Origin of the sequence: Arundinibacter roseus (assembly GCF_004348825.1) — a bacterium.
GTDB classification, from domain to species: Bacteria; Bacteroidota; Bacteroidia; order Cytophagales; family Spirosomataceae; genus Arundinibacter; species Arundinibacter roseus.
In genome coordinates, this window is the sequence record NZ_SMJU01000010.1 from 116,044 (window position 1) to 138,970 (window position 22,927).

A 22,927-nucleotide genomic window follows, 5' to 3' on the forward strand; every position below is an offset into this window, starting at 1 on the left:
ATTATTTGAGCGGAGGACATTTGATCGGGCTTCCCAAAATATACGTGACCTTAACAGTGCCTGTCATATAGGTATCGTTGTAGGTCGGGCTATTTCCTCTCAATGTCCCCGGCGAGGCAAAATCAGTTTGCTGAATGACCACAAACGGATCGATGTTTGGATCAGAAATCTGGTAGCGTTCGGCAATAAAAGAGCGTAGTCCGTCGGTGCGGTCGCCCCCTTTGCGGGCGGCGGTAGGCTCCGCTGAGCGGTTGGACATGGAGCGGGACAAATCGTCTTTCAGCACGTTTGGATCAGGGAAATTGCCCCCAACGTCGTCGAGATGGTCCGTGGACGTAAAGCGGAAACCCACTTCGGCGGCCACATCAAAGCGGGCGTTGATTTTATACCGGACACCAATACCCATCGGGATGGCAAGCTGTAATAGGGCGTAGGGTTTGTCGTAGCCGGGGCTGCCCTGCCCTTCGGTTCCGAGGGGTTGCAGTCTTACCCACTGATCGCCTTCAATGTCAGGCACGCGGGCCACCGGATTGTGAGCGACGGCGGCAATTCCGGCAAAAAGATAGGCCCCCAATTGCGGGCGGCGGTCGTAGCTGCGGCTGTCGGGGGTAAGTTTAAAGATACCGGTCAGGGCAAATTCTTTGAGATCGTTTCGGAAATGCAGGTTTCGGGCAAATAGAAAACTATCGCCTTTTCCTCCCCCGTTCATTTTAAAATCGTCACCCGAAATCCGGGCCCAGGTAAACGACGCCCGAGCGCCTAATCGGGGTGTAAAGTGACGTTCGTAATTGGCCGTTGCGCTCCACCGCATCATGCCAAACGTGGAGGCAATCGGCCGCCCGTAGGGTGCCATATCGCCATAATAACTCGATGTCCCGATTCCCAGGGATACACTGGAATAGGGCACAAAATTACTTTTACGGAATTGCGCCATGGACTCCTGCCCCAGCAACAGCAAAATCGCCGCACATCCTATCCCCGCTACGCGCATTCTCCGGTACTTTTCACAAATCATATTCATACAGTAAACGCCTCTTTTCGGCAAAATTAGAATAGTTGTCGGTTATATCAGGGGTATTTCTTCAATTCAACGATTTTCTCAAAACTTTATTTGCACCTTAAACTAAAATGTCGGCCCTCCTGCCTGCATTCTATCCAAAAAAGATGCCATAATTGGATTTCACCAAAACCTCAGGGCGTTTCCGGTTTCAGCGATTGAATCCCCTGCGGATGACTCAGCAGACGTTTGGCCCGAATGAAGCGATTTTTTTCAAACTCATCGAAATTGGGAGCCTTGCTGTTCATGCTGCTGATGCGCACCTTGCCCGAAGCATGAATAAATTCTTCGTTGCCAATCCACATGCCCACGTGCGTTACTTTCTCGGCGGTTTGTTCGGTGGCTTTGGTGCCAAAAAACAACAGATCGCCCGGACGCAGGCCTGAAAAACCGTCGGACGTATCGAGCAATTGTCCCGTATGCACCTGTTGCGAGGCGTCGCGGGGGAGTTCCCATCCGTTCATATAATAGATGGTTTTGGTAAAGCCGCTGCAATCCACACCTTTAAACGAAGTACCACCCCACAGGTACGGCAGGCCCATCATGCGTTTGGCCGTTTGTACGAGTGACTCTTCCGTAGTCGAAAGCGACGAAAGCCATTCGTTATACAGCCGCGCGTCGTCTTTGGCCACAAACGCTTCCCGGCCATCGGGATAGGCGACTTTAAAAAAAGCGGGCAGCTCCTGCACCAACCGAAGGCGATTGCCCGCCACCAGGTCCGACACGGTTTGGGAAGTTTTGTCGGCTTCTTCGTACGAAAAAGCAAAAGGCGTTACCAGTATGATCTTGGGAGCCGCTTCCCAGGCGTCGAATTCGGCCTGATTCATGCGTTGGAATCCGCCCCAATCAATCCAGGAAATGTAGTGGTCGGGCGTTTGAACCAGGTACCAGCCCCGGTCTTTGTCCAACACCCGCAGCGGCATCCCCAACAGCGCCTGCGTGGCCAGTTCGGCCGCATCACGGGCCTGCGAACGGATGTTGGCCACCGATACATTCACTACACCGTAGATATTGTCGGCGAGTACTTTGGAAGGTAAAATTTCTATGCTATCGACATAGGCTATTTTTTGCTGATCAAGCAAATCCAGCAGGGCGCGGTGGGCAGCGGGCAGGTTGGTTTTGCCCGTCAGGGCACCTTCGGAATTACTTTCAATAGTAAAAACCGCCACCCGGCGGTCCGGTGCGAACGATTGGCCGATGGATTGGATCAGTTGCTGCATACGAGACGGAGTTTGGGCCTGTCCGGTGCCAAGGCACGTCAGCCACACGCAAAGGAGATAAACAGGCTTCATGGTATTTTTAGTAGTAAAAAGTGTAACCCTACGGTTTAGGGCGCAATTAACCCAAAAGTTCTTTATTTTTAGGGGAATGTTTTTACCTCGTGTCATGATCGTCTGCAAAAACCTTACATTTTCATATTCTCCCACGAAAAAATTCTCCTTTCCCGATATTCAGTGTAACGACCGCGAAGCGCTGCTTATTCTGGGACAGTCGGGTACAGGCAAAACGACGCTGCTGCACTTGCTGGGCCTGCTGCTTACGCCTGAATCCGGTGAACTACTATTGAACGGGCAATCGCTGCGTTCTCTGTCGGCCACGGAGGCGGCCGGCGTTCGTCGGGCTCGTCAAATCGGCATTATTTATCAACGGGCGCATTTTGTCCGGTCGCTGTCGGTATTGGATAATATTCTGCTGGCCAATTTTCTGGCCGACCAAAAGCAGGACAAAGCCAGGGCGATTTTGCTGGCCGAACAACTCGGCATTGGCGAGCATCTGGCAAAAAAACCTCATCAGCTGAGTCAGGGCGAACAGCAGCGGGTGAGCATTGCCCGGGCTTTAATGAACAACCCGGCCCTGATTCTGGCCGACGAACCCACCGCAAGCCTGGACGATGTGAATTGCCAAAAGGTGGTGGAGCTTCTTAAACAGCAGTCGCTGTCTATCGGTGCCAGTTTGGTGGTGGTTACGCACGACCGGCGGCTTACGGATGCTTTTCCAAAGCAGGTACGCCTGTAACGCGTTACAACTTTCTGGTTTTTATTCAATCGCTATTTTCCTGAATATTCATGAATTTACTACACATCAGCTGGGCAAATATTAAAGAAAAAAAGCTGAACAGTTTTTTGAGCGGCCTGCTGCTGACCTTCGGCATTGGCATGATTTCGCTGCTGCTGCTGCTGGACAGGCAGCTGGATGCTCAGTTTAAACGAAACATCAAAGGCATTGACATGGTCGTGGGTGCCAAAGGAAGCCCGCTGCAACTTATTTTATCAAGCATTTACCAGATTGATGCCCCTACGGGAAATATTCCGCTGGCGGAGGTCAATAAGCTAAAAATGAACCCGATGGTCAAAACCATCATTCCGCTGTCGATGGGCGACAACCACAAAGGTTTCCGGATTGTGGGGACTACGGCGCAGTATGTCACGCATTTTGAAGCTAAACTAGCCCAAGGTGCCCTGTTTTCAACAACCCTGGAAACTACGCTCGGCAGCAAAGTAGCCGAAGCTACGGGACTGAAAATTGGTGATACGTTTGCCAGTGCCCACGGGCTCGACGAAGCCGGTGAAGCGCATGCGGATGTGCTCTATAAAGTAACCGGAATTTTTGAAGCCAATGGCTCGGTCATCGATCAGCTCATCCTGACCGACCTTAGCAGTGTGTGGGCTATGCACGAGCACGAAGAAAGCCATGAAGCCTCCGAAGCTGAGAGTCATGAACCCCATACCGAAGGGGAAGAACCCCACGCACATGAAGCCGAAGATGAAAAAGAAGTGACGAGCGCGCTGATAAAATTCCGCAGCCCCATGGGCCTGGTAGCGCTGCCCCGGCAGATCAATGCCAACACGTCCATGCAGGCGGCTCTGCCGAGCATTGAAATCAACCGCCTGTTTTCTTTATTGGGCGTGGGCATTGACACGCTGCGGGCGCTGGCGCTCGTTATAATACTGATTGCGGGCGTGAGCGTGTTTGTGTCGCTCTATAATTCGCTGAAAGAACGTAAGTACGAAATGGCGCTGATGCTCTCCATGGGTGCTACCCGCACGCGCCTGTTTGGCATGTTGCTCCTGGAAGGGCTGATGCTGGCGTTATTGGGTTATGCCGCCGGACTGATGCTAAGTCGGGTGGGTCTTTGGCTGTTTAGCCGGGCAGCGGAGCAGGATTTTCACTATTCGCTGGCAGATTTTGGCCTGCTTTCAGGCGAGCTTTACTTACTGGCGGCGGCCTTGCTGGTGGGGGTTATGGCAGCGGCCCTGCCTTCGCTGGGAGTGTATCGCCTCAACCTGAGCCGCACGCTTGCCGAAGACTGAGCGGTAGCGGTAGGCTATCTGGTTGATTTTTTGAAACGGTTTTGCGTTACTTTTGTTATACCAACTGATTCAAGGAGCTGTCAGTACTTAACCTGTTGTTAGATTTGTTCCTTTTAGAAGGATCACTAACTTCGCCAGGAAGGTCACATGGGCAACACAAACAGGCCGCTCCTAACGGAGCTAAAAGTCAACCAATAATTGAAATGTACTACAAACTGATAGCTCTTACGGGGCATTCTTTACATTTTATAAGTAAAGATGGTTATGACACAGCCTGATAATTTCAAATTTACGTTTAGTTAGAAAGCTTATATACAGACCCAATTTAACGATTTCTCTTATCCTGATTCTCTTTCAATTATAACCCATGAATAAAATAAGAACCATATCCCTGTTTTTCCTGGCCACGCTCTTTCTGGCGTTTACGCCGGCGTTTGCACCTGTTAAGATTTCCTGGGAAACCCTGCGTGATGTTACATTCAAGAAAAAATGGTATCCCGAAGAATCGGTTTATATGCTGTACCCTACGTTTGGGCCAGCAGTTCAGAAATTAAAAGGAAAGGAAGTGACCATCACAGGATACGTGTTGCCGATTGATTTGGATGCAAATCTGTACGTACTTTCAGCGTTTCCGTACAGTGCCTGTTTTTTCTGCGGAGGTGCCGGGCCGGAGTCGGTGATGGCCCTGAAATTCAAGAAAGATCCCCGGAAATTTAAGACCGACGAGCGCCTGACGTTCAAAGGTATCCTGACGCTAAATGCCGACGATATTTACCAGATGAACTACGTGTTGGAAAATGCTGAAATTTCAAATTAGAACTCAGCTAACCTTTTTTTTACGGTAATAGTACAGCGCCAAAGCCACTGCCGTCAGCCCGCCAAATAGCGTCATGGGCCAGTTATCGGATAGTTTCTGTAACCCGTTATTTTTGATAAACAGGAACAGAAAAAAGAAGTTGAGCGCCAGGACGAGAATCAGGGGCGTATATTTTTTCATCAGGATTTTTTCAAATATTTTTTCAGGAATAACCACAAAAAGCCTGTGGTTATTCCTGCATTCCCAGCAATATTTCTTTCAGAGCTGCCTGCGCGGCCCATTCCCGGTTGGCAGCCTGCTCAATCACGAGCGAACGAGGACCGTCGAGGACTTCATCGGCTACTTTGACATTGCGACGCACGGGCAGACAGTGCATAAATTTGCCGTTATCGGTGCGGGCCATTTTTTCTTCTGTAATCATCCACGAAGGATCGTGCACGAGCACTTGTCCGTAGTTGGTAAATGACGACCAGTTTTTGCCGTACACAAAATCGGCTCCTTCCAGCGCTTTATCCTGATCGTACACAACCTCCGCATTTCCGACAAACTCCGGGGCGAGCTCGTAGCCCTGCGGGTGCGTCACGACGAGTTCGACATCCATGCGGTTCATCCACTCGCAAAACGAATTGGCTACGGCCTGCGGCAGCGCTTTGAAATGCGGCAGCCATGTTAGTACCACTTTGGGACGGGCTTTTACCTTAAATTCTTCAATCGTAATGCAATCTGCGAGCGATTGCAGCGGGTGCCGGGTTTCTGATTCCAGGTTAAGAATAGGCACTCCGGCGTATTTTTTGAATTGTTCAAAAACCAACTCCCGGTAATCCTTTTCCTGATCCGCGAGTTTGGCAAACGAGCGAATGCCGATGATGTCGCAGTATTGACCGATTACTGCCGCCGCTTCTTTTACGTGCTCGGCATTGGCGCCATCCATAACGACAGGCATTCCGGGCAGGCTTTCTTCCATTTCCAGGCCCCATCCATCCTGCCCCACGTTCATAATCAGCACATTAAGCCCCAGATTCTGAGCTGCTTTTTGGGTACTCAACCGGGTACGCAGGCTCGAATTAAAAAACAGCAGTCCGATGGTTTTGTCCTGCCCGAGTTTCCGGTCACCAAAAGGATTTCGTTTGGAAATAATCCCGCTCGTGATTAACTGATTAAGATCCTGTACATCGTGGATGGATAGAAAATGGTTCATTCGTTTAGGCGTATATCAGATGGGTACAAATTTGAATTTCAAAGCTACTTATTTTTGACACAGCAACCGTAAAAGCCTGCTGGCAAAGAATTGAGAAAAAGCCCGCAACGGCGGGTACACGGGCATTAATTGGATTTTTATTTGGTCAGCACGTGAATTTCGGTTTCCAGCGCCTGCAAAAACGCATCGGCTTCTTCCGTACCCACCGCCAGCGAAGGCAACAGCCGAATGGTATGAGCACCCGCCACTCCGGTAAAGAGTTTGTGCTCAAAAAGCAACTTATTGCGAAGCTCCTTCACCGGAAAATCATACTCAATGCCGATCATCAGACCTCTGCCCCGAAGTTCTTTGTAGCCGCCAATCTGCCGGATACCTTCCATGAGATAGTCGCCCATGCGGGTGGCATTTTCCAGCAGATTCTCTTCTTTCATGATGTCGAGAACAGCCACGCCTGCGGCACAGGCGAGGTGGTTTCCGCCGAAGGTTGTCCCCAACAGGCCGTAACTTGCCTTGAATTGAGGAGAAATGAGCACGCCGCCAATCGGGAAGCCATTGCCCATGCCTTTGGCCATTGTCATGAGGTCGGGATGAATGCCGCTGAACTGATGCGAAAAGAACTTTCCGGTACGGCCATAGCCACACTGCACGCTATCGAGAATCAGGACTGCGCCCGTTTCGTCACAGCGGGTGCGGAGAGCCTGCAAAAATGCATCTGAACTCACCTGAATGCCGCCCACACCCTGAATGCCTTCTACGATTACGGCGCAGTGCTCGTCGGTAATGCCCGCCAAAGCTGCCTCTACGTCGTTAAACGGCAGGAACGTCACGTGGCTTGTGTCATTTACGGGTGCTACAATCGATGGGTTGTCGGTAACGGCAACGGCCCCGGCCGTGCGGCCGTGAAAGGCTCTTGTAAAGGCCACCACTTTTTTGCGCCCGGTATGAAAAGACGCCAGTTTGAGCGCATTCTCATTGGCCTCAGCGCCCGAATTACACAAAAACAGGCGGTAGTCCGGGTAGCCGGACAACGCTCCCAATTTTTCGGCCAGCTCTTCCTGCTTGCTGATCTGCACCGAATTGGAATAAAAACTGATGGCATGGAGCTGTTTGGTGAGGGCATCCACATAGGCCGGATGGCAGTGCCCCACAGAAATAACCGCATGCCCGCCGTACAGGTCGGTGTACTTCGTGCCGTGCTGATCCCAAAGGTAGCTGCCCCGCGCTTTGACGGGTTCTATATCGTACAGGGGGTAAACATCAAATAAATGTGACATACAGCAATGGTTTAGAAACGCCTCTTCGGGTAGTCAAAGAGTTGTTTATCTGACTTATAAATTATAGATAAATTTTAAGCATTCACCCCGAAGTATTTTTCATTAAATGAATGCTAAACACGATTTCAACTAATTGATTATCAGTTATATAAAAAATAACAACTAATAACCTAAATGCTAATAGCAACTTTAATTAAAACGCCGGAGCTTTCAGCCGCAGGCCACTGTCTTCGGGCAAACCAAACATCAGGTTCATATTCTGCACCGCCTGCCCGGAAGCGCCTTTGGTGAGGTTATCAATACAGCTGGAAATCAATAATTTACCCTCATGTTTTTCTACATGAACGAGGCATTTATTGGTATTTACCACTTGCTTCAGATCAATAGCCGCCGTACTCAGGTGCGTGAACGGGTGTGCCTGATAGTACTGCTGATACAACTCCTCTGCTTCCTGCTGTGTGCCGTCAAAATCGGTGTAAACATTGGCCATAATTCCGCGGGTATAGTCTCCCCGATACGGAATAAAATGGATAGCTTTTGCAAAATCGGTTTGCAGTTTTCCCATGCTCATCTTTATTTCCGTCAAATGCTGATGAGTGAAGGCTTTGTAAACCGACACGTTGTTGTTTCGCCAGGTAAAATGCGTCGTGGGGCTCAGGGCCTGTCCGGCGCCGGTACTTCCCGTAACGGCGCTTACGTGGATTTCTTCGCGCAGCAATCCAGCCGCTGCCAAAGGCAAGAGGGCCAGTTCGATACTCGTGGCAAAACAACCGGGATTTGCTACCTTGTTGGCTTCCCTGATGGCGTCACGCTGCAACTCAGGCAGGCCATAAAGAAAGCCCTCGGATTCATCCCGAAAATCGGTACTGAGGTCAATGATTCGGGTCGTTTCGGCAAGTACGTGCGCATCGAGGAACTTCCGGGATTCGCCGTGGCCGGAGCACAGAAACAGCACATCCGGTGGGGTTTGGGAGAGCAGTTGCTGCATGTCTTCTCCCGAAAAAATCAGATCCGTATCGCCCAGCAAATCCGTATGCGTGCTGTATACGGGCTTTCCTGCCTGACTTTTGCTGTGGGCAAAGGTGATTTTTGCCAGCGGATGATGAATCAGAATTCGGAGCAATTCGCCACCCGTATAACCTGCCGCACCTACGATGCCTATATGAATGGGTTGTGTCATGAGTTGTCTGCTAATTGGCTGATTTTTTGATAAATCATGGATTGATTGGACGCCACTTTGGAAAATCCGCGCACGTCGTCGCCCGTCCAGGCATTGTTCATTTCTCCGTAGCTGCCAAACACCGGCGACATCAGATCGTAAGGCGACTCAATACCCTCCACATGAAAGCGATACGGCGCCAAATGTACATGTACCGTGCCGGTTACGTGCGTTTGGGTATCGGCCAGGAAGGTCTCAATGTTGCGCATCACGGGCTCCACAAATTGTCCTTTGTGCAGCAAGCTGCCGTACCAGTTAGCCAATTGCTCTTTCCAGTACAGTTGCTGTTCGGTCAGCACGTGTTTTTCCAGCGTATGGTGCGCTTTGATAATAATCAGGGGCGATGCGGCTTCAAAACCTACCCGTCCTTTGATACCAATGATGGTATCGCCTACGTGAATGTCCCGGCCAATGCCGAAGGGTTGCGCCAATTCGGCAAGTTGCTGAATCACCTCTACGGGTGTTTCGTAGCGTTGGCCGTTCATGCCAACCAACTCTCCTTTGTCAAATTCAAGCGTAATGGTTTCAGGTTCAGTTTTGGAAACAGGCGTAGGCCAGGCACTTTCGGGCAGGTATTTGTCCGAGGTCAGCGTTTCTTTACCACCCACGGACGTTCCCCACAGGCCTTTGTTTATGCTGTACTCCGCTTTTTTCCAATCGCGCTCTACGCCTTTTTTGGTGAGGTACTCGATTTCGGCTTCTCGTGAAAGTTTAAGATCACGGATGGGGGTAATGATTTGTGCCTCAGGGGCAATGATCCGAAAAGCCATGTCAAACCGCACCTGATCGTTGCCAGCGCCGGTGCTGCCGTGCGCAATAGCCGTTGCACCAATTTCGCGGGCGTATTCGGCCACCGCCACCGCCTGAAAAATACGTTCGGCGCTTACAGAAAGTGGGTAGGTATTGTTTTTAAGGATATTTCCAAAAATAAGGTACTTGATGCAATCCGCGTAGTATTCACGGGTTTTGACAATGGTTGTATGCTCTTTTACGCCCAGCGCGTAGGCGTTTGCTTCAATCGATTGAAGCTCCTCGGGTGAAAAGCCACCCGTATCCACGAGCACAGAATAAACATCAAAGCCCTGATCTTCGGCCAGATATTTCACACAGAATGAGGTATCCAGCCCGCCGCTGAATGCTAGTACTACTTTTGGTTGTGACATTAGTAAACGTATAATAATTAAATAATCAACTACTCTATTCTCAGAAACTTATTTATACTTTTTGAGTCTCAACGCTACATGTTAAATCCTCCTGAATACTTTTCATAATCGGTATGTTTCCTACAAAATTACTAGGTTTAGCGGTAGTATCCTTCCTTTGTTCATTTTCCCTCGTCGGTCAGGACCTTGATTTCCAGACCTCCCTGCCCAACTACACGGCCGGTGATGCTGACGGCCATAGCTATGTGAACCTGGGAAATCCGGCAACTGACGTGGAAATTGCGGTAACGGGAGACAAAAATTTTATCTCCACATTCGGTACTCCCACCCCGCGCCCCGTTTCGAGCGGGCTGAGCCTGCAAATGAACTGGTCGGCCAATAGCCAATGCGTCACGTTTACTTTTACCTTCGCTGCCGGGGTTTCCAATCTTTCCTTCAATATGGTTGAGATCGACCGCGGTGGTGCTACAAGCAGCGAGCCGGGAAAATTTCAATACCAGGATCAGGTCACAATTTCGGGTATGTTAGGTACAACACCCGTAGATCCACTATTGGGAACCGCCACGGGAACTTCCATCAGCGGGAACACCATAACAGGAACTGCCGCCACGAGTGGGGTGATCAATACCGTCTCGTTCCAAAACCCGGTTACGCAGGTAACGATTCAATACTGCAATGGCCCCGATAGTCGAGCCGATCCAACGTCTCAGGGCATCAGCATTGGCGATATGTCGTGGGACGGCCCCTTGCCCGTAGTTTTGACTCGATTTGAAGGCCGACCGTCCGAAAACCTGATAACCCTCAACTGGCAAACGTCCGAAGAGAAAAACAGTCAGCACTTCGACGTACAGCGTAGTCAGGATGCCCAACAATTCAGCACCATCGGCACGGTTGCCGCTCGCGGTATGAGTCCTGCGCTTCTCGACTATACCTTTACCGATTCAAATCCATCATCGGGTACCAACTACTACCGCTTACGCATGATGGATGTGGACGAAACGGAGGCTTTTTCCCGAATAATTGCCGTTTCAACTGCATCTGACAATGAAGCGATCTATACTATCCAAAGTAATTTCAATGAACTTATCGTAGAAACTCAGGCAGAAAACCCGGCCTTTGAACTCTACACCTTGTCGGGCCGCAGGATACATTTTACTCTTTCCCGGAGTGATTCCCGTACCTACCGTCTTTCGCTTCCTCCCGGAACCACCGAGCCCCTGATTTTTCGTTTACTCACTCCTCAAAAAGCTTTTAGTAACAAGCTGATTCTTACTGATTAAATTAAAAATCACTCTTAGTCAGGAGCCACCTACATGCCAAAGCCCCGCTGCGGTTCTTTTCAGAAATCCGGGCGGGGCTTTGGCGTACTTTGCGTAATCAACTAGTTATTTAAGATACCAGCATCGCTTCGGGCCCCTTCTTTTTGGCACGCTCTTCCCTTCGCAACAGGACCCGCTGTTTGATCTGCATCCACCGCTCATAGAGCTTCGACTCTTTCAAAAAATTCCAGGTTTCGTTTTTTTCGTTCTTTTTGGCTTCTTCCGGATTGTACATCATGCCCGTACACAGGCAATGCTTCCGGTTGGTACGGGTCAGTACGTCATAATTCACGCAGCTTGCGCAGCCTTTCCAAAAGGCATCATCGGCAGGAAGCTCGCTAAACGTCACGGGTTCGTAACCCAAATCAGAATTGATCTTCATCACGGCGAGACTCGTCGTGATTCCGATGATTTTGGCCTGCGGATATTTCTTCCGCGAAAGCTCAAACGCTTTGGCTTTGATGGCTTTGGCGATGCCGCTGTTGCGGAAATCAGGGTGAACAATAAGGCCGGAATTAGCTACAAATTTGCCGTGCTCCCAGGTTTCTATATAACAAAAACCAACCCACTCGCCCGTTTGGGTGGTGGCAATGATGGCTTTACCTTCCACCATTTTTTCCATTATATAAATCGCTGAACGCTTGGCAATGCCGGTTCCCCGCTTTTTGGCACTTTCTTCCATTTCCGAACAAATCGTCTCTGCATAGTGCAGATGATCTTCGGTGGCTAGCTGAACAACAAAACGAATATCGATTCCTTCTTTATTTTTCATGGTAAAATACTGATATTGACTCCTTCTGCTCACCGCTTGGGAACAATCACATCAAAATTAGATGAACTCCTGAAATTGAAAATGAACTAAGAAAATGGGCAGAAATAGATTTGCCACGTAGGCAAACGAAGATTAGACGGTCCTGACGGACCTAAATCGAAAGGGGGTAGTATGAAAGAAAGTAGAAGACACTTTGCTGTTCACTGCGTTTGATTTGTTTAAAAGCGATGCAAATTTTGTAAAAAAAATGAATCTACCCCAACTTAACCGAAAATATATTTTTTATGTTCCGTCTTGTTCACTCTTGCTCGAACAGAAATAAGCCATTTTCTTGCTTTTTTCGCCTTTTTGTTTGACCTTTTAAAAATAAAAATAAACACAACCTATTGATAATCATATTTTTATGTAAAATACTATTGTAATTTCAAATAAAAGTATACTTTTGTTTATCTGCCCTGGGAAGGTTAATTTACTTGATAGTGATTTGATTTTTTTCTTCCTGATTCAGGCTGTCAGCCCCCGGGCCCGCACCTGACTGCACCGAAACCCAACGCAGAGAACACTTGCAGACCTGTTACCCCATGAATGTACTGACCGCTGACGATCTTATATACGGATACATAAACGGAATTTTCCCTATGGCCGATGCCGACAATACCCTCTATTGGTATTCGCCGGACCCACGGGCTATTATACCTATTGATACCTATCGTACGCCCAAATCTCTCCGCCCGGTTTTGAACAAGCGACTGTTTGACGTGCGGGTCAATCATAATTTTGAAGAGGTAATGCGGCAATGCGCAGCTCCGCGGGTTTATGAAGAAGGTACCTGGATTTCCGAAGACATCATCAAAGCCTATTGTGAACTTCATACTGTTGGACTGGCGCACAGCGTGGAAGTATACCTCGACAGCAAACTTGTAGGCGGGCTGTACGGCGTTGCGATTGGCTCAGCGTTTTTTGGGGAATCTATGTTTTATAAAGTCAGCAATGCGTCCAAGGTCGCTTTTCACTCGCTGATGGAAATCCTGAAAAGGCAAAAATATATTCTTCTGGATACGCAGTTTATTAACGATAATGTGCGGCGTTTCGGCGCTATTGAAATTCCGAAAATAGAATATATGGCTCGCCTGCGGAAAGCAATTGCGGCTAAGTCTCGCTTCACCGATCCTGACCTGGATCACATGTTTCAGCGGGAGGTTGACTCTAAAATTACAATTTAGTGGCGGTGTAAAGACGAAATGCTCTATTTTTGGAGAAATTTTTTGTCTTAACTCCCTGTCTGATGGCTGGCGTCAAGCCCATTTTGGTCATAAAATTTGGAACGGCTTCCATAACCCGATCTACCGGCGAACCCGATGAAGATATTATTGGCGAAATAGCCCGGCAGGTGGCAATTCTTCATCTGGACTACCGGGTTATTCTGGTGTCATCGGGAGCAGTAGGTGCTGGTAAAGCCCACATTGTGGACTACCGGGGCACGCTCACACAACGCAAAGCGGCCGCCGCAGTGGGCAACCCCTTGCTGATTGGTCTGTACGCGCGCTATTTTTTGCCCTATCAGATTCCGATTGCTCAAAGCCTTTGTGAGCGGCAGCATTTTGCCAACCGGCATCAATTTCTTCAACTCAAAAACACCTACGAAGAACTGTGGCAAAGCGGCATCATTCCGATTGTCAACGAAAATGACGTTGTCAGCGACCGCGAATTAAAATTTTCGGACAATGACGAATTGGCCACGCTCATCGCCACCGGTTTTGGGGCAGAGGCGCTCATGCTGTGCACCTCGGTAGGCGGTCTGATGGATGATGAAGGCAGGATCGTGCGGGAAGTGCAGACCGTGAATGATGTTTTTAAATGGGTACGTACCGGAAAATCGGACCTGGGCCTGGGCGGTATGGCATCTAAGCTAACCTTTACCAAACTTGCCACCCGCATGGGAATCAGCGTGGTAATTTTTGGCATGTCCGAGCCGGACGGTCTGATTCGGGCGCTCAAAAAAGAAGTTGGAACGGCCTTTCCAGCCCAGAAAAGCACGCTTTCGGCCCGTAGCCGATGGCTCGGCAGTGGCGGTTTGGTGGTAGGGCAGCTACGCATCGATGAAGGTGCTGTACGGGCACTCAAAAACCGAAAAAGCTTGCTGGCTGTGGGTATTCTGGACGTTCAGGGGGAATTTGAATCCGGCGAACTGGTCGAAATTTTTGACCCGAATCACGAAATGGTGGCCGTTGCCCGCGCCCGCGAAACCTCTCAGGCTATTCTGAATAATCTTAGAACTCTGAATTTTGAAGTAGCCAATGCCAGTGATATTGTTCTGCTTTAATTATTCTTACTGATAAAACTTTATGTCAACTTCTATTTCTGAAACCACTGCCGCAGTCGGTAGCATTCTTCCACAGCTCAAAGCCACGCAGCGGGCTTCGGAGGTTGTGCGCGGCCTGAGTAGCAGCCGCAAGTCGGACTTCCTGAATGACCTTGCCACCCGGATTTTGGCAAATACAGAGTTTATTCTGGCAGAGAATCAGAAAGATCTGATACGAATGGACGACAGCGACCCAAAAAAAGACCGGCTGTTGCTCAACAAAGTCCGGATTGAAGGTCTTGCCCAAAGCCTTCGGGAAGTATCGCTCCTACCCGATCCGGCAGGTGTGGTGTTGCTGGAAAAAACGCTGGAACAAGGGCTGAAACTTCAAAAAATAGCCGTTCCGCTGGGTGTAGTGGGTGTTATTTATGAATCGCGGCCCAACGTCACACTGGATGTAGCGGCTCTGTGCCTGCGCTCCGGCAATGCCTGTGTGCTGAAAGGCGGCAAGGAAGCATCATATTCCAATGAATGTCTGGTCAGCCTCATTCACGAATCACTACGTACATTCGACATACCTACGACCGCCGTCACGCTGCTTCCACCCGACCGCAGCTACGTTCAGGAGCTATTGAATGCGACCCGCTACGTTGACATCATTATTCCGCGCGGGTCAGAATCGCTGATTCAGTTTGTGCGGAAGAACTCGCTCGTACCAACCATCGAAACCGGCGCCGGCGTGTGCCATACGTATGTAGAAAAATCGGCTGATCTGGAAAAAGCACGCGCTATTGTGGTAAATGCCAAGGTGTCACGACCTTCGGTTTGCAACTCCCTCGATACCATTATAGTAGATCGAGCCGTTGCTGAATCATTTTTGCCCCTATTGAAGGAAGGACTTGCGGCCTATTCCGTAGAGATTTTTGCTGACGCTACGGCCAGCGAAATTCTGGAAAAAGCGAATTATCCATTTCTCAAACTTGCTCAGGCCGAAGATTTCGGACGAGAGTTCCTGGATTATAAATGTTCGATAAAGGTAGTAGAAAACCTGCCTGAGGCTTTGGATCATATTAGGGAATATTCATCACGGCACTCGGAAGCCATCGTATCCGAAGACCTCAACGCCATAGAAACTTTTCTGAATGCCGTAGATGCCGCCGCTGTGTACGCCAATGCGTCCACTCGTTTTACGGATGGGAGCGTTTTTGCACTTGGTGCCGAAATCGGCATTTCGACCCAAAAACTTCACGCCCGTGGCCCGTTTGCCCTTGAAAAACTGGTTACAGAAAAATGGGTGATTCGGGGAAATGGACAGGTCAGGTAGATTTTCTATGGAGGCTTTTTTGTACATTTGGCTCCACGACATCGACTCGTTAACCCTAATTTTATGACTTCATCAACGGACAAAAATACCATTCAGCAACTCAGTCAGGAAGCCATTTTACTTCTAAAAACCCTCATCGCTACGCCTTCATTCAGTCGGCAGGAAGATACCACAGCTCTTCATATTGAGGAATTTTTGAAAAAGAAAGAAATCCTTTATCATCGCAAAAAAAACAACATCTGGGCGCTGAATGCCTCTTTTGATCCCGCCAAGCCTACACTTCTGCTCAATTCGCACCACGATACCGTGAAGCCAAACCCTTCCTGGACACTAAACCCCTTTGAGCCGCTGGTACAGGATGACAAACTTTATGGGTTGGGAAGTAATGACGCGGGTGGATGTCTCGTGTCGCTTATAGTTACGTTTTGTTATTTCTACCACCGAAATGATTTATCGTATAACATCGCCCTTGCGGCTACGGCTGAGGAAGAGGTTTCGGGGAAAGAGGGATTGGAAATCGTAGTTCCGGAGCTGCCACCCCTGGCATTTGCCATTGTGGGCGAACCTACCCAAATGCATCTGGCCGTTGCGGAAAAGGGTTTGCTGGTGCTGGATTGCACCGCTACCGGTAAGTCGGGACATGCGGCTCGTGAAGAGGGTGAAAATGCGCTTTATAAGGCTATTCAGGATATTGAATGGATACGCAACTACCGCTTTCCAAAGGTTTCTCCCACGTTGGGACCTATCAAGATGTCAGTAACGATTATTCAATCAGGTACGCAGCACAATGTCGTACCGGATACCTGCACGTTTACGGTGGATGTACGCGTGACCGAGCAATATACGCTGGAAGAAATTATTGAAACGGTTCAGGCACATATTGGCTCGCAGGTAGAAGCCCGCTCGATCCGGCTACGCCCGTCGAGCATTGCCCTCGACCATCCGATTGTACAGGCAGGCGTCCGGTTGGGGCGTGAAACCTACGGCTCACCTACTACTTCCGATCAGGCACTACTCGACTGCCCTTCGCTTAAAATGGGACCGGGCCATTCGGAGCGGTCACATACGGCCGATGAGTTTATTTATTTGCATGAAATTGAGGCCGGAATTGCGCAGTACATTCGTATGCTGGAAGATGTTTTAGCCCGGTAATCAACTTTTCTTTTCTTTCAAAGGGCGATAAGCCAGCGTAAAATGGTGGGAAATTCCCAGCTGCGTGTGGCTGGACAGCGCATAATCAATCGAGAAATTTCTGGCGTTAAATCCTATCCCCGCATGCGCAATACGCGGTTTTGTGGAAAAACCGGTACGTAAAAAAAGGTGAGGTACTACTTCATATTCCAACCCATAACGCAGGGACATCGGATCGTCCGTGTTTTTAACAAGTTCTGTGCTTAGCCGTATGACGCTCGAAGGGCTGTACATAAAACCAACCCGGAGAATTGTGGGGATTTGTTGCAGATCGGTTTCTGATTTTCCACTTTGGGTTAGATTGTAAATATGAGCTCCCATATACAGAGAAGAACTGAGCTGTACCAGCCCGCCCATTTCGATCACGACGGCGTGCCTGCTTATAGAAAGTGAGGGAGTGAGTGCGGCTATTTGTCGGTAATTAACTTTAATTCCAAGACTTACGCGGTTAATCCGGTGCGCTACCCCTATGCCCATAGACAATTCATTGTAGGCTTTGTCGCCAAAGCGCTGCACAGAAAAGCCAGAAGTTAACTCTTTTTTTATCGGTAAAACGGCCCCAAAGGCCACAGTACTGAGACCATCAAAGCCATGGTACGAATGGTAGGCTGCAAAAAAGGCCGGATCCTGAAGAGCGGCGATCCCGGCAACGTTATTTACAATTGATTCCCGGGCCGATTGAGCAATTATTGCGTGAGCCATTCCCCAGGAACGCGCGCCAATCGGGAAAACATCGTCCCCGGCAAACCCGGCACAGGGGATCAGGCAACACAGCAGCAGGCGTAAAATGCGCACGCCTGTATCAATTAAACTTCCGCTTCACAATCGCCATCAGGTCATTGACGGCATCGCTGCTCATGTCCCAAAAATACCTCGAGGCAAATTTGTAGGACATCAGCTCGCGGGCTGCTTCAAATGTAGTGACATTATCCAACTCATGCATTGCCTCATCAAAGGCGTCGCTGTTTTTATTAAAAAGTTGGTTAATAAACATAAATCGCTGCCCAAGCGCAATGCTATTGACAATACTATCGACTTTCAGCTGTACCCGTCCGTACGCACTTTCCTGCGATTCGGCAGGAAGCTCAACCTTAAAACGGCTATTGAGCGAATTGTCGAGAGCAGTAGCTACCTCCGGTGTGGGTTTGGGCGGAGCTATCGGTATGGGTGCAATAGGCGGTGCCGAAGGAACTGCGGGAGCCGGAACGTCCGGCGAAGCTTCCACAACGGCGGTATCAAAGAATGATCGGGTTTCCATCACCGAAGCCGGAGCCGCTTGCAGAGGAGCCTGCACCGGGGAATAATCCGGCAGCAAAGCGTCTAGCGGCAGGGGCAAAACCCGGGAGAATTCGGACAGGTATCCTGCCCGGTCGTCGAGAGTGGCGCCTTCTTCCAAAATATTTTGCAACCAGCTTAGCGCCTGATTGACATAAACAAAATCCCTGGCGCTATCGGTAAGTCGCAGCGAAATTGCCTTGGCTACTCCGGCATGAATATGCGTATATTTCACCAGTTTTCGGGCATTTTCATGATCCAGGGTAAAATTTGGCAGAGCACGGAGCTTTTGATCAAAGTACTGCGCCGGAGTCAGCAAAAGCACGAGGGCTTCTTCGGTAGATGCATAAAGCAAAGGCTGCAAATCTGATTGGCTGACCGAAATATACTGCGAAACAGTATTCATAAAATCCTGCATGGCAGAGCGAACTTCCTCCCGTTCAAAATCAAAATAGGGACTTCGGAACGCTTCGGCGTCTTTTTTCCATTGCTCAAACAACCGGCTGATGATTTCCAGATTTACCTGACGGGAAGGCGTCAGCGAAAGGATTTCCTGGCCCGTAATGACTGACTTGCCCGCGAAAAAATCAGCAAGTACCTTTAATGAAAAATCAGTTGAATACTGTTTAAGCGCGGCTTGATTCAATTTGCTGGACATGACTAATTCAGGAAAGTTTTATGGGAGCTGGAAAAAAATGTGCTTGCTTTGTAAAAGTAACATACTCCGAAGGCCAAAAAAGCCGACGCCAATATACTAAACAATGTTTATTGAACCTTCACGTAAAAAAGAAATTATGACTCCCCGCACGGGCTGGATCGAAGTTATCTGCGGTTCGATGTTTTCTGGTAAAACCGAAGAACTGATCCGCCGCCTGAATCGCGCTAAAATTGCCCGGCAGCAAGTCGAGATCTTTAAACCTGCGTTTGATAAACGCTATCATGCCGAGGACATTGTTTCTCACAACGATAATTCGATCCGTTCTACTCCGGTTCAAACGCCTTCCGAAATCCTTTTGCTGGCCGGAAGCTGCGATGTGGTTGGACTGGACGAGGCGCAGTTTTTTGACCAGTCCATACTGGATGTTTGTAATACCCTGGCCAACAGCGGCAAGCGGGTCATTGTGGCCGGACTCGACATGGACTACGAAGCCAAACCCTTTGGATGCATGCCTCAGCTCATGAGTATTGCTGAATATGTCACAAAAGTGCACGCCATTTGTGTCGTGTGTGGCGAGGTGGCTTCCCACTCCTTCCGCACCTCACCCTCGCGGGAGCGGGTACTGCTGGGCGAAACCGACGCCTACGAAGCGCGCTGCCGCCGTTGTTTCAATCTGGGCGACCGCGTTCAACGCCCCTGATGATTGGTATTGGCTGTTGTATTGATTTTGTTTAATACACCTCCCGAACTTGATAGGTGCGTCCGTTGACGGAGAAGGATTCACCCTGTTTTTTGTTCTTCATTTGGGCATAAATCGGTGCAGAGGTTGAAATACCGTGGATTTTTTTTCCATCACTTAAAAACTCACCACTCATACCTACCAAAAAAACATGGGTATCTGTCACGACAAGTGCGCCTGGCAATACTTCATCAAAATCTGAGCCGTAGTCAATGCGGTTAAACAACGCGGCAGATTCTTCCAGAAACTCAAAATGGGTCTGCAAATCTGACATTTCGTTGAGCATTTCCTGCTTATTTGACTCATAGTTTTCACTCATGTTGTCGTCAGCATTTATGCCAGCAGCTTCCCGCAGCCGGCGCATATCTTCCTGAATATTTATAAGTCGTTCATTCAGATGCGTCTTATAGTCTGTAACGATTCGTTGTTTATTTATTTCCATGGTTTTTTCCGTGTTAATCAGATTAGAATTGAAAATGCATTCCCTCCTAAAAAAAGCGCGCCAGCCCATACAAAAATAGAAAAAAAGACAGACGTAAAAATATAGGAACAAGGGGCTGTAAATCCGGAATCTGAAAAAATATCCATGCATCCACTTTATATTCATTCCTCCCCGCTTCTTCAAAACAAAAGAGGCCACCCGAAGGCAGCCTCTTACTATTTTTGTGAGCGTGAACGTTCTCAGGCATTCACCTGATTCATCACTTCGGTTTGTTTACGAATCGACTCCATGTGCACCAACTTGAAGAGCTCATCGACAAGATTTGGAAACAGGTTCAGGCTTTTGCCCCACTCAGCGCGCGTATTCAGAATTTCCCGGAAACGATCTACCTGATAGGCCGACACATTGTTGTCGCGCTTGTACTCGGCCAATTTTTCTACCAGCGACATGCGGGCAGCCAAAGTATCAAGCAGTTCGCGGTCGAGGTTGTCCAGCTTGCCCCGGATAATTTCCAGTTGAGTTTGGTACTCATCGCCATATTCCTGCTTGCGAACGTGTAATTCGTGGAGCATCTCGCCCAATGCTGCGGGCGTCAGCTGTTGTGCAGCATCCGACCATGCCTTATCAGGATCGCGGTGCGACTCAATAATTAGTCCGTCGTAGTTTAGATCCAACGCACGCTGCGCAAGTTCAAACAGATAGGCACGCTTACCGGCCATGTGGCTGGGATCGCCGATTACGGGCAACTGTGGAAAGAGCGTTTTGAGCTCAATGGCAATTGACCACATGGGTGTATTGCGGAATTTAGCTTCCTGAGCATTGGAGAAACCCCGGTGAATCGCACCTAATTTTTTGACGCCAGCCTGATTGAGACGCTCGAGTGCACCCACCCATAGCTGCAAATCAGGGTTTACCGGATTTTTTACCAATACCGGTACGTCCACACCTTTCAGGGCGTCGGCAAGTTCCTGTACATTAAATGGATTTACGGTTGTACGGGCACCAATCCAGAGAATATCGACACCATATTTCAGGGCCAGTTCAATGTGTTGAGGCGTCGCCACTTCAACAGCTACGGGCAGACCGGTTTGCTGTTTCACTGTTTGCAGCCAATGCAGGGCAACTTCTCCCATACCTTCAAAGCTACCGGGACGTGTGCGTGGCTTCCAAACTCCCGCCCGGATTACATGCGCAAATCCTTCCGTTTTGATTTGGGAGGCAGTTTCTACCATTTGTTCCTCAGTTTCGGCACTACATGGCCCGGCAATCACCAAGGGTTTACCGTCGGTATTAATCCAGCTACTAAGAGGCAGGATGTCTAGCGAAGCGTTCATATTCAACTACTTAAACCTAAAATAATAATTAACAATACAGATTTCTAAAAACTTTATTTATGGAATTCCTGCGTTTAGTTACCTTTGTTGTCTCAACAAATAGTAGGCAAATAATAATTAGCAAGAATCTAAAAAAAATCATACAATCCGGCAACTTCATTCCCTCGTGGCCCGGTTGAAATATACCTCCCAAACTTTTCGTTTTAAAGGCGGGAAAGGGATATATTTGCCTTACTAACCTATCACTAAAAATGGCTTCGGTAGCACAAAAAGACGTTTCATCCATCAATTTTGAAGATACTTCGGTAGCCTTCTCGTCCAAGTCTGATTTTCAACTCCAAAAGACTTATTGGCTTTTTGCGATGATGAATCGAACATGGCTTGTAAATTTAGGTACTTTTTTTATTAAGTTAGCTTTAAGATTGCATTTACCTATAAAAAAACTTATACGAAGCACCATTTTCGCCCAATTCTGTGGGGGAGAAACTATCGACGAATGTGCAAAAACAATCGATCATTTGAATCAATTTGGGGTTGGCACGATCCTGGATTATTCGATTGAAGGGGAAGACCACGAGGCCGTTTTTGAGGCCACAACCCTCGAATTGCTCCGTACCATTGAGCGCGCTGCTCAGTCAGAAAGTATCCCCTTCACGGTCTTTAAAGTCTCTGGGATTGCCTCTACGGATCTTCTTGAAAAAGTACAATCAAAAACCCTGCTATCTCCGCAGGAACAGCATAATTACGAACGGGTGCAGCAACGGGTTGATGAATTGTGCAAGCTTGCGCATGCCAAAAAGGTTCGGATTTTTATAGATGCGGAAGAAAGCTGGATTCAGGATGTGATTGACGAACTCGCCTACACGATGATGGAGCGCTACAATTCCGAACGAGCCATTGTTTTCAATACTTATCAGTTGTATCGCCACGAAACCCTGGCGGCATTTAAGAACGCCTACCTGAAAGCCCGTGAGCATGGCTATTTTCTGGGTGGCAAACTCGTGCGCGGCGCCTACATGGAAAAGGAGCGGGTGCGGGCAAGAGAAAATAATTACCGCAGTCCAATTCACGTCTCCAAGGAAGCAACCGATCAGGATTTTAATCTGGCCATTGACTTTGCCCTGGATCATATTGAACTCATCGAGATTTGCCTTGGCACCCACAATGAGTACAGTTCTCAGTATTGTGCGAGCCGCATGGAAAAAAATGGCATAAAGCCTTCCGATACCCGCATATGGTTTGCACAGCTGCTTGGCATGAGTGACAATATTTCGTTTACGATGGCTAATTTAGGCTATAATGTAGCGAAATATGTACCCTACGGCCCTATTGATTCGGTCATGCCGTACTTATTCAGAAGAGCCGAGGAAAACAAATCTATTGCCGGCCAAAGCAGCCGTGAGTATTTGCTCGTGAAGCGTGAAATGAAACGCAGACAGTTAAGAACTATTTAAAAGCAGGAAAAACGTTTACATTTACGGCGCTTTCAATCGTTTATTTTTCAGTAAAAAAGATCAGACGCCTTTTGGCAG

At 48.7% G+C, this 22,927-nt stretch carries 22 protein-coding genes; 10 read left to right on the forward strand and 12 right to left on the reverse strand.

Translation table 11 applies throughout. The features are described from left to right. Position 1: 1 nt before the first annotated feature. Together EZE20_RS16595 and EZE20_RS16600 are read right to left on the reverse strand one after the other, a co-directional pair. The gene (locus tag EZE20_RS16595; protein WP_228713821.1) at positions 2 to 1,021 is read right to left on the reverse strand and encodes a hypothetical protein; all 1,020 of its coding nucleotides are present in this window, start codon (positions 1,019 to 1,021) and stop codon (positions 2 to 4) included. 170 nt (positions 1,022 to 1,191) lie between these two features. Further along, the gene (locus EZE20_RS16600; protein WP_132119707.1) at positions 1,192 to 2,349 is read right to left on the reverse strand and encodes a C40 family peptidase; all 1,158 of its coding nucleotides are present in this window, start codon (positions 2,347 to 2,349) and stop codon (positions 1,192 to 1,194) included. Positions 2,350 to 2,443: 94 nt separating this feature from the next. Between EZE20_RS16600 and EZE20_RS16605 the strand changes: the two genes are divergently transcribed. The 3 genes from EZE20_RS16605 (at position 2,444) to EZE20_RS16615 (ending at position 5,185) form a co-directional block, all read left to right on the forward strand. Continuing rightward, positions 2,444 to 3,073, forward strand: a complete 630-nt coding sequence (locus tag EZE20_RS16605; RefSeq protein ID WP_132119936.1) for an ABC transporter ATP-binding protein — start codon at positions 2,444 to 2,446, stop codon at positions 3,071 to 3,073. A gap of 50 nt (positions 3,074 to 3,123) precedes the next feature. Beyond that, entirely contained in the window at positions 3,124 to 4,368 is a 1,245-nt protein-coding gene (locus EZE20_RS16610; protein WP_132119709.1) for an FtsX-like permease family protein, read from the forward strand. A gap of 367 nt (positions 4,369 to 4,735) precedes the next feature. After that, positions 4,736 to 5,185, forward strand: coding sequence for a DUF3299 domain-containing protein (locus EZE20_RS16615; protein ID WP_132119711.1), 450 nt, complete (start codon positions 4,736 to 4,738; stop codon positions 5,183 to 5,185). 3 nt (positions 5,186 to 5,188) lie between these two features. Here the strand turns inward: EZE20_RS16615 and EZE20_RS16620 are convergent, their stop codons facing one another. From EZE20_RS16620 to argG, 5 genes are all read right to left on the reverse strand, one after another. Further along, the gene (locus EZE20_RS16620) at positions 5,189 to 5,365 is read right to left on the reverse strand and encodes an LPXTG cell wall anchor domain-containing protein (protein WP_132119713.1); all 177 of its coding nucleotides are present in this window, start codon (positions 5,363 to 5,365) and stop codon (positions 5,189 to 5,191) included. A 49-nt stretch (positions 5,366 to 5,414) separates the two neighbouring features. Beyond that, positions 5,415 to 6,383 carry a Rossmann-fold NAD(P)-binding domain-containing protein gene (locus tag EZE20_RS16625; protein ID WP_132119715.1) on the reverse strand — a complete coding sequence of 323 codons (969 nt, stop codon included), beginning with the start codon at positions 6,381 to 6,383 and terminating at the stop codon, positions 5,415 to 5,417. A 137-nt stretch (positions 6,384 to 6,520) separates the two neighbouring features. Beyond that, on the reverse strand, positions 6,521 to 7,657 hold the full coding sequence (locus EZE20_RS16630; protein WP_132119717.1) for an aspartate aminotransferase family protein: 1,137 nt from the start codon (positions 7,655 to 7,657) through the stop codon (positions 6,521 to 6,523). Positions 7,658 to 7,850: 193 nt separating this feature from the next. Beyond that, a complete protein-coding gene (gene argC, locus EZE20_RS16635) occupies positions 7,851 to 8,837 on the reverse strand; it encodes an N-acetyl-gamma-glutamyl-phosphate reductase (RefSeq protein WP_132119719.1) in 987 nt (328 codons plus the stop codon). Next, positions 8,834 to 10,039, reverse strand: a complete 1,206-nt coding sequence (argG, locus tag EZE20_RS16640; protein WP_132119721.1) for an argininosuccinate synthase — start codon at positions 10,037 to 10,039, stop codon at positions 8,834 to 8,836. Before argG ends, argC begins: the two co-directional genes overlap by 4 nt. A 113-nt stretch (positions 10,040 to 10,152) precedes the next feature. Between argG and EZE20_RS16645 the strand changes: the two genes are divergently transcribed. After that, positions 10,153 to 11,319: a hypothetical protein gene (locus tag EZE20_RS16645; RefSeq protein ID WP_132119723.1), complete on the forward strand. Its 1,167-nt coding sequence runs from the start codon at positions 10,153 to 10,155 to the stop codon at positions 11,317 to 11,319. A gap of 109 nt (positions 11,320 to 11,428) precedes the next feature. Here EZE20_RS16645 and EZE20_RS16650 read toward each other — a convergent pair whose 3' ends face one another. Beyond that, a complete protein-coding gene (locus EZE20_RS16650) occupies positions 11,429 to 12,130 on the reverse strand; it encodes a GNAT family N-acetyltransferase (RefSeq protein WP_132119725.1) in 702 nt (233 codons plus the stop codon). Between the two features lie 581 nt (positions 12,131 to 12,711). Between EZE20_RS16650 and aat the strand changes: the two genes are divergently transcribed. The 4 genes from aat (at position 12,712) to EZE20_RS16670 (ending at position 16,908) form a co-directional block, all read left to right on the forward strand. Next, the gene (gene aat, locus EZE20_RS16655; protein WP_132119727.1) at positions 12,712 to 13,353 is read left to right on the forward strand and encodes a leucyl/phenylalanyl-tRNA--protein transferase; all 642 of its coding nucleotides are present in this window, start codon (positions 12,712 to 12,714) and stop codon (positions 13,351 to 13,353) included. 62 nt (positions 13,354 to 13,415) lie between these two features. After that, complete coding sequence (proB, locus tag EZE20_RS16660) at positions 13,416 to 14,453, forward strand: glutamate 5-kinase (RefSeq protein ID WP_132119729.1); 1,038 nt, start codon at positions 13,416 to 13,418, stop codon at positions 14,451 to 14,453. 22 nt (positions 14,454 to 14,475) lie between these two features. Further along, positions 14,476 to 15,756: a glutamate-5-semialdehyde dehydrogenase gene (locus EZE20_RS16665; protein ID WP_132119731.1), complete on the forward strand. Its 1,281-nt coding sequence runs from the start codon at positions 14,476 to 14,478 to the stop codon at positions 15,754 to 15,756. Positions 15,757 to 15,819: 63 nt separating this feature from the next. Beyond that, a complete protein-coding gene (locus EZE20_RS16670; protein WP_132119733.1) occupies positions 15,820 to 16,908 on the forward strand; it encodes a M20 family metallo-hydrolase in 1,089 nt (362 codons plus the stop codon). Here the strand turns inward: EZE20_RS16670 and EZE20_RS16675 are convergent, their stop codons facing one another. Continuing rightward, entirely contained in the window at positions 16,909 to 17,742 is an 834-nt protein-coding gene (locus tag EZE20_RS16675; RefSeq protein ID WP_132119735.1) for a PorV/PorQ family protein, read from the reverse strand. 7 nt (positions 17,743 to 17,749) lie between these two features. Beyond that, the gene (locus EZE20_RS16680) at positions 17,750 to 18,880 is read right to left on the reverse strand and encodes a hypothetical protein (protein ID WP_132119737.1); all 1,131 of its coding nucleotides are present in this window, start codon (positions 18,878 to 18,880) and stop codon (positions 17,750 to 17,752) included. 103 nt (positions 18,881 to 18,983) lie between these two features. Here EZE20_RS16680 and EZE20_RS16685 point away from each other — a divergent pair, with 103 nt between their 5' ends. Further along, positions 18,984 to 19,580, forward strand: coding sequence for a thymidine kinase (locus EZE20_RS16685; RefSeq protein WP_132119739.1), 597 nt, complete (start codon positions 18,984 to 18,986; stop codon positions 19,578 to 19,580). Positions 19,581 to 19,611: 31 nt separating this feature from the next. Here EZE20_RS16685 and EZE20_RS16690 read toward each other — a convergent pair whose 3' ends face one another. Next, positions 19,612 to 20,061, reverse strand: coding sequence for a hypothetical protein (locus EZE20_RS16690; RefSeq protein ID WP_132119741.1), 450 nt, complete (start codon positions 20,059 to 20,061; stop codon positions 19,612 to 19,614). Between the two features lie 239 nt (positions 20,062 to 20,300). Next, the gene (locus EZE20_RS16695; protein ID WP_132119743.1) at positions 20,301 to 21,395 is read right to left on the reverse strand and encodes a chorismate mutase; all 1,095 of its coding nucleotides are present in this window, start codon (positions 21,393 to 21,395) and stop codon (positions 20,301 to 20,303) included. Between the two features lie 251 nt (positions 21,396 to 21,646). Between EZE20_RS16695 and EZE20_RS16700 the strand changes: the two genes are divergently transcribed. Next, positions 21,647 to 22,849, forward strand: a complete 1,203-nt coding sequence (locus EZE20_RS16700) for a proline dehydrogenase family protein (protein WP_228713823.1) — start codon at positions 21,647 to 21,649, stop codon at positions 22,847 to 22,849. Positions 22,850 to 22,927: the final 78 nt, after the last annotated feature.

What these genes read in the sequence shown, in the direction of transcription:
- EZE20_RS16605 (WP_132119936.1), top strand. Translation starts at nt 2,444, where the DNA reads ATGATCGTCTGCAAAAACCTTACATTTTCATATTCTCCCACGAAAAAA.
- EZE20_RS16680 (WP_132119737.1), bottom strand. Translation starts at nt 18,880, where the DNA reads ATGTCCAGCAAATTGAATCAAGCCGCGCTTAAACAGTATTCAACTGAT.
- EZE20_RS16600 (WP_132119707.1), bottom strand. Translation starts at nt 2,349, where the DNA reads ATGAAGCCTGTTTATCTCCTTTGCGTGTGGCTGACGTGCCTTGGCACC.
- EZE20_RS16595 (WP_228713821.1), bottom strand. Translation starts at nt 1,021, where the DNA reads ATGAATATGATTTGTGAAAAGTACCGGAGAATGCGCGTAGCGGGGATA.
- EZE20_RS16695 (WP_132119743.1), bottom strand. Translation starts at nt 21,395, where the DNA reads ATGAACGCTTCGCTAGACATCCTGCCTCTTAGTAGCTGGATTAATACC.
- EZE20_RS16615 (WP_132119711.1), top strand. Translation starts at nt 4,736, where the DNA reads ATGAATAAAATAAGAACCATATCCCTGTTTTTCCTGGCCACGCTCTTT.
- aat (WP_132119727.1), top strand. Translation starts at nt 12,712, where the DNA reads ATGAATGTACTGACCGCTGACGATCTTATATACGGATACATAAACGGA.
- EZE20_RS16645 (WP_132119723.1), top strand. Translation starts at nt 10,153, where the DNA reads ATGTTTCCTACAAAATTACTAGGTTTAGCGGTAGTATCCTTCCTTTGT.
- EZE20_RS16620 (WP_132119713.1), bottom strand. Translation starts at nt 5,365, where the DNA reads ATGAAAAAATATACGCCCCTGATTCTCGTCCTGGCGCTCAACTTCTTT.
- EZE20_RS16700 (WP_228713823.1), top strand. Translation starts at nt 21,647, where the DNA reads ATGGCTTCGGTAGCACAAAAAGACGTTTCATCCATCAATTTTGAAGAT.
- EZE20_RS16670 (WP_132119733.1), top strand. Translation starts at nt 15,820, where the DNA reads ATGACTTCATCAACGGACAAAAATACCATTCAGCAACTCAGTCAGGAA.
- EZE20_RS16610 (WP_132119709.1), top strand. Translation starts at nt 3,124, where the DNA reads ATGAATTTACTACACATCAGCTGGGCAAATATTAAAGAAAAAAAGCTG.
- EZE20_RS16665 (WP_132119731.1), top strand. Translation starts at nt 14,476, where the DNA reads ATGTCAACTTCTATTTCTGAAACCACTGCCGCAGTCGGTAGCATTCTT.
- EZE20_RS16685 (WP_132119739.1), top strand. Translation starts at nt 18,984, where the DNA reads ATGTTTATTGAACCTTCACGTAAAAAAGAAATTATGACTCCCCGCACG.
- EZE20_RS16690 (WP_132119741.1), bottom strand. Translation starts at nt 20,061, where the DNA reads ATGGAAATAAATAAACAACGAATCGTTACAGACTATAAGACGCATCTG.
- argG (WP_132119721.1), bottom strand. Translation starts at nt 10,039, where the DNA reads ATGTCACAACCAAAAGTAGTACTAGCATTCAGCGGCGGGCTGGATACC.
- argC (WP_132119719.1), bottom strand. Translation starts at nt 8,837, where the DNA reads ATGACACAACCCATTCATATAGGCATCGTAGGTGCGGCAGGTTATACG.
- EZE20_RS16630 (WP_132119717.1), bottom strand. Translation starts at nt 7,657, where the DNA reads ATGTCACATTTATTTGATGTTTACCCCCTGTACGATATAGAACCCGTC.
- proB (WP_132119729.1), top strand. Translation starts at nt 13,416, where the DNA reads ATGGCTGGCGTCAAGCCCATTTTGGTCATAAAATTTGGAACGGCTTCC.
- EZE20_RS16650 (WP_132119725.1), bottom strand. Translation starts at nt 12,130, where the DNA reads ATGAAAAATAAAGAAGGAATCGATATTCGTTTTGTTGTTCAGCTAGCC.
- EZE20_RS16625 (WP_132119715.1), bottom strand. Translation starts at nt 6,383, where the DNA reads ATGAACCATTTTCTATCCATCCACGATGTACAGGATCTTAATCAGTTA.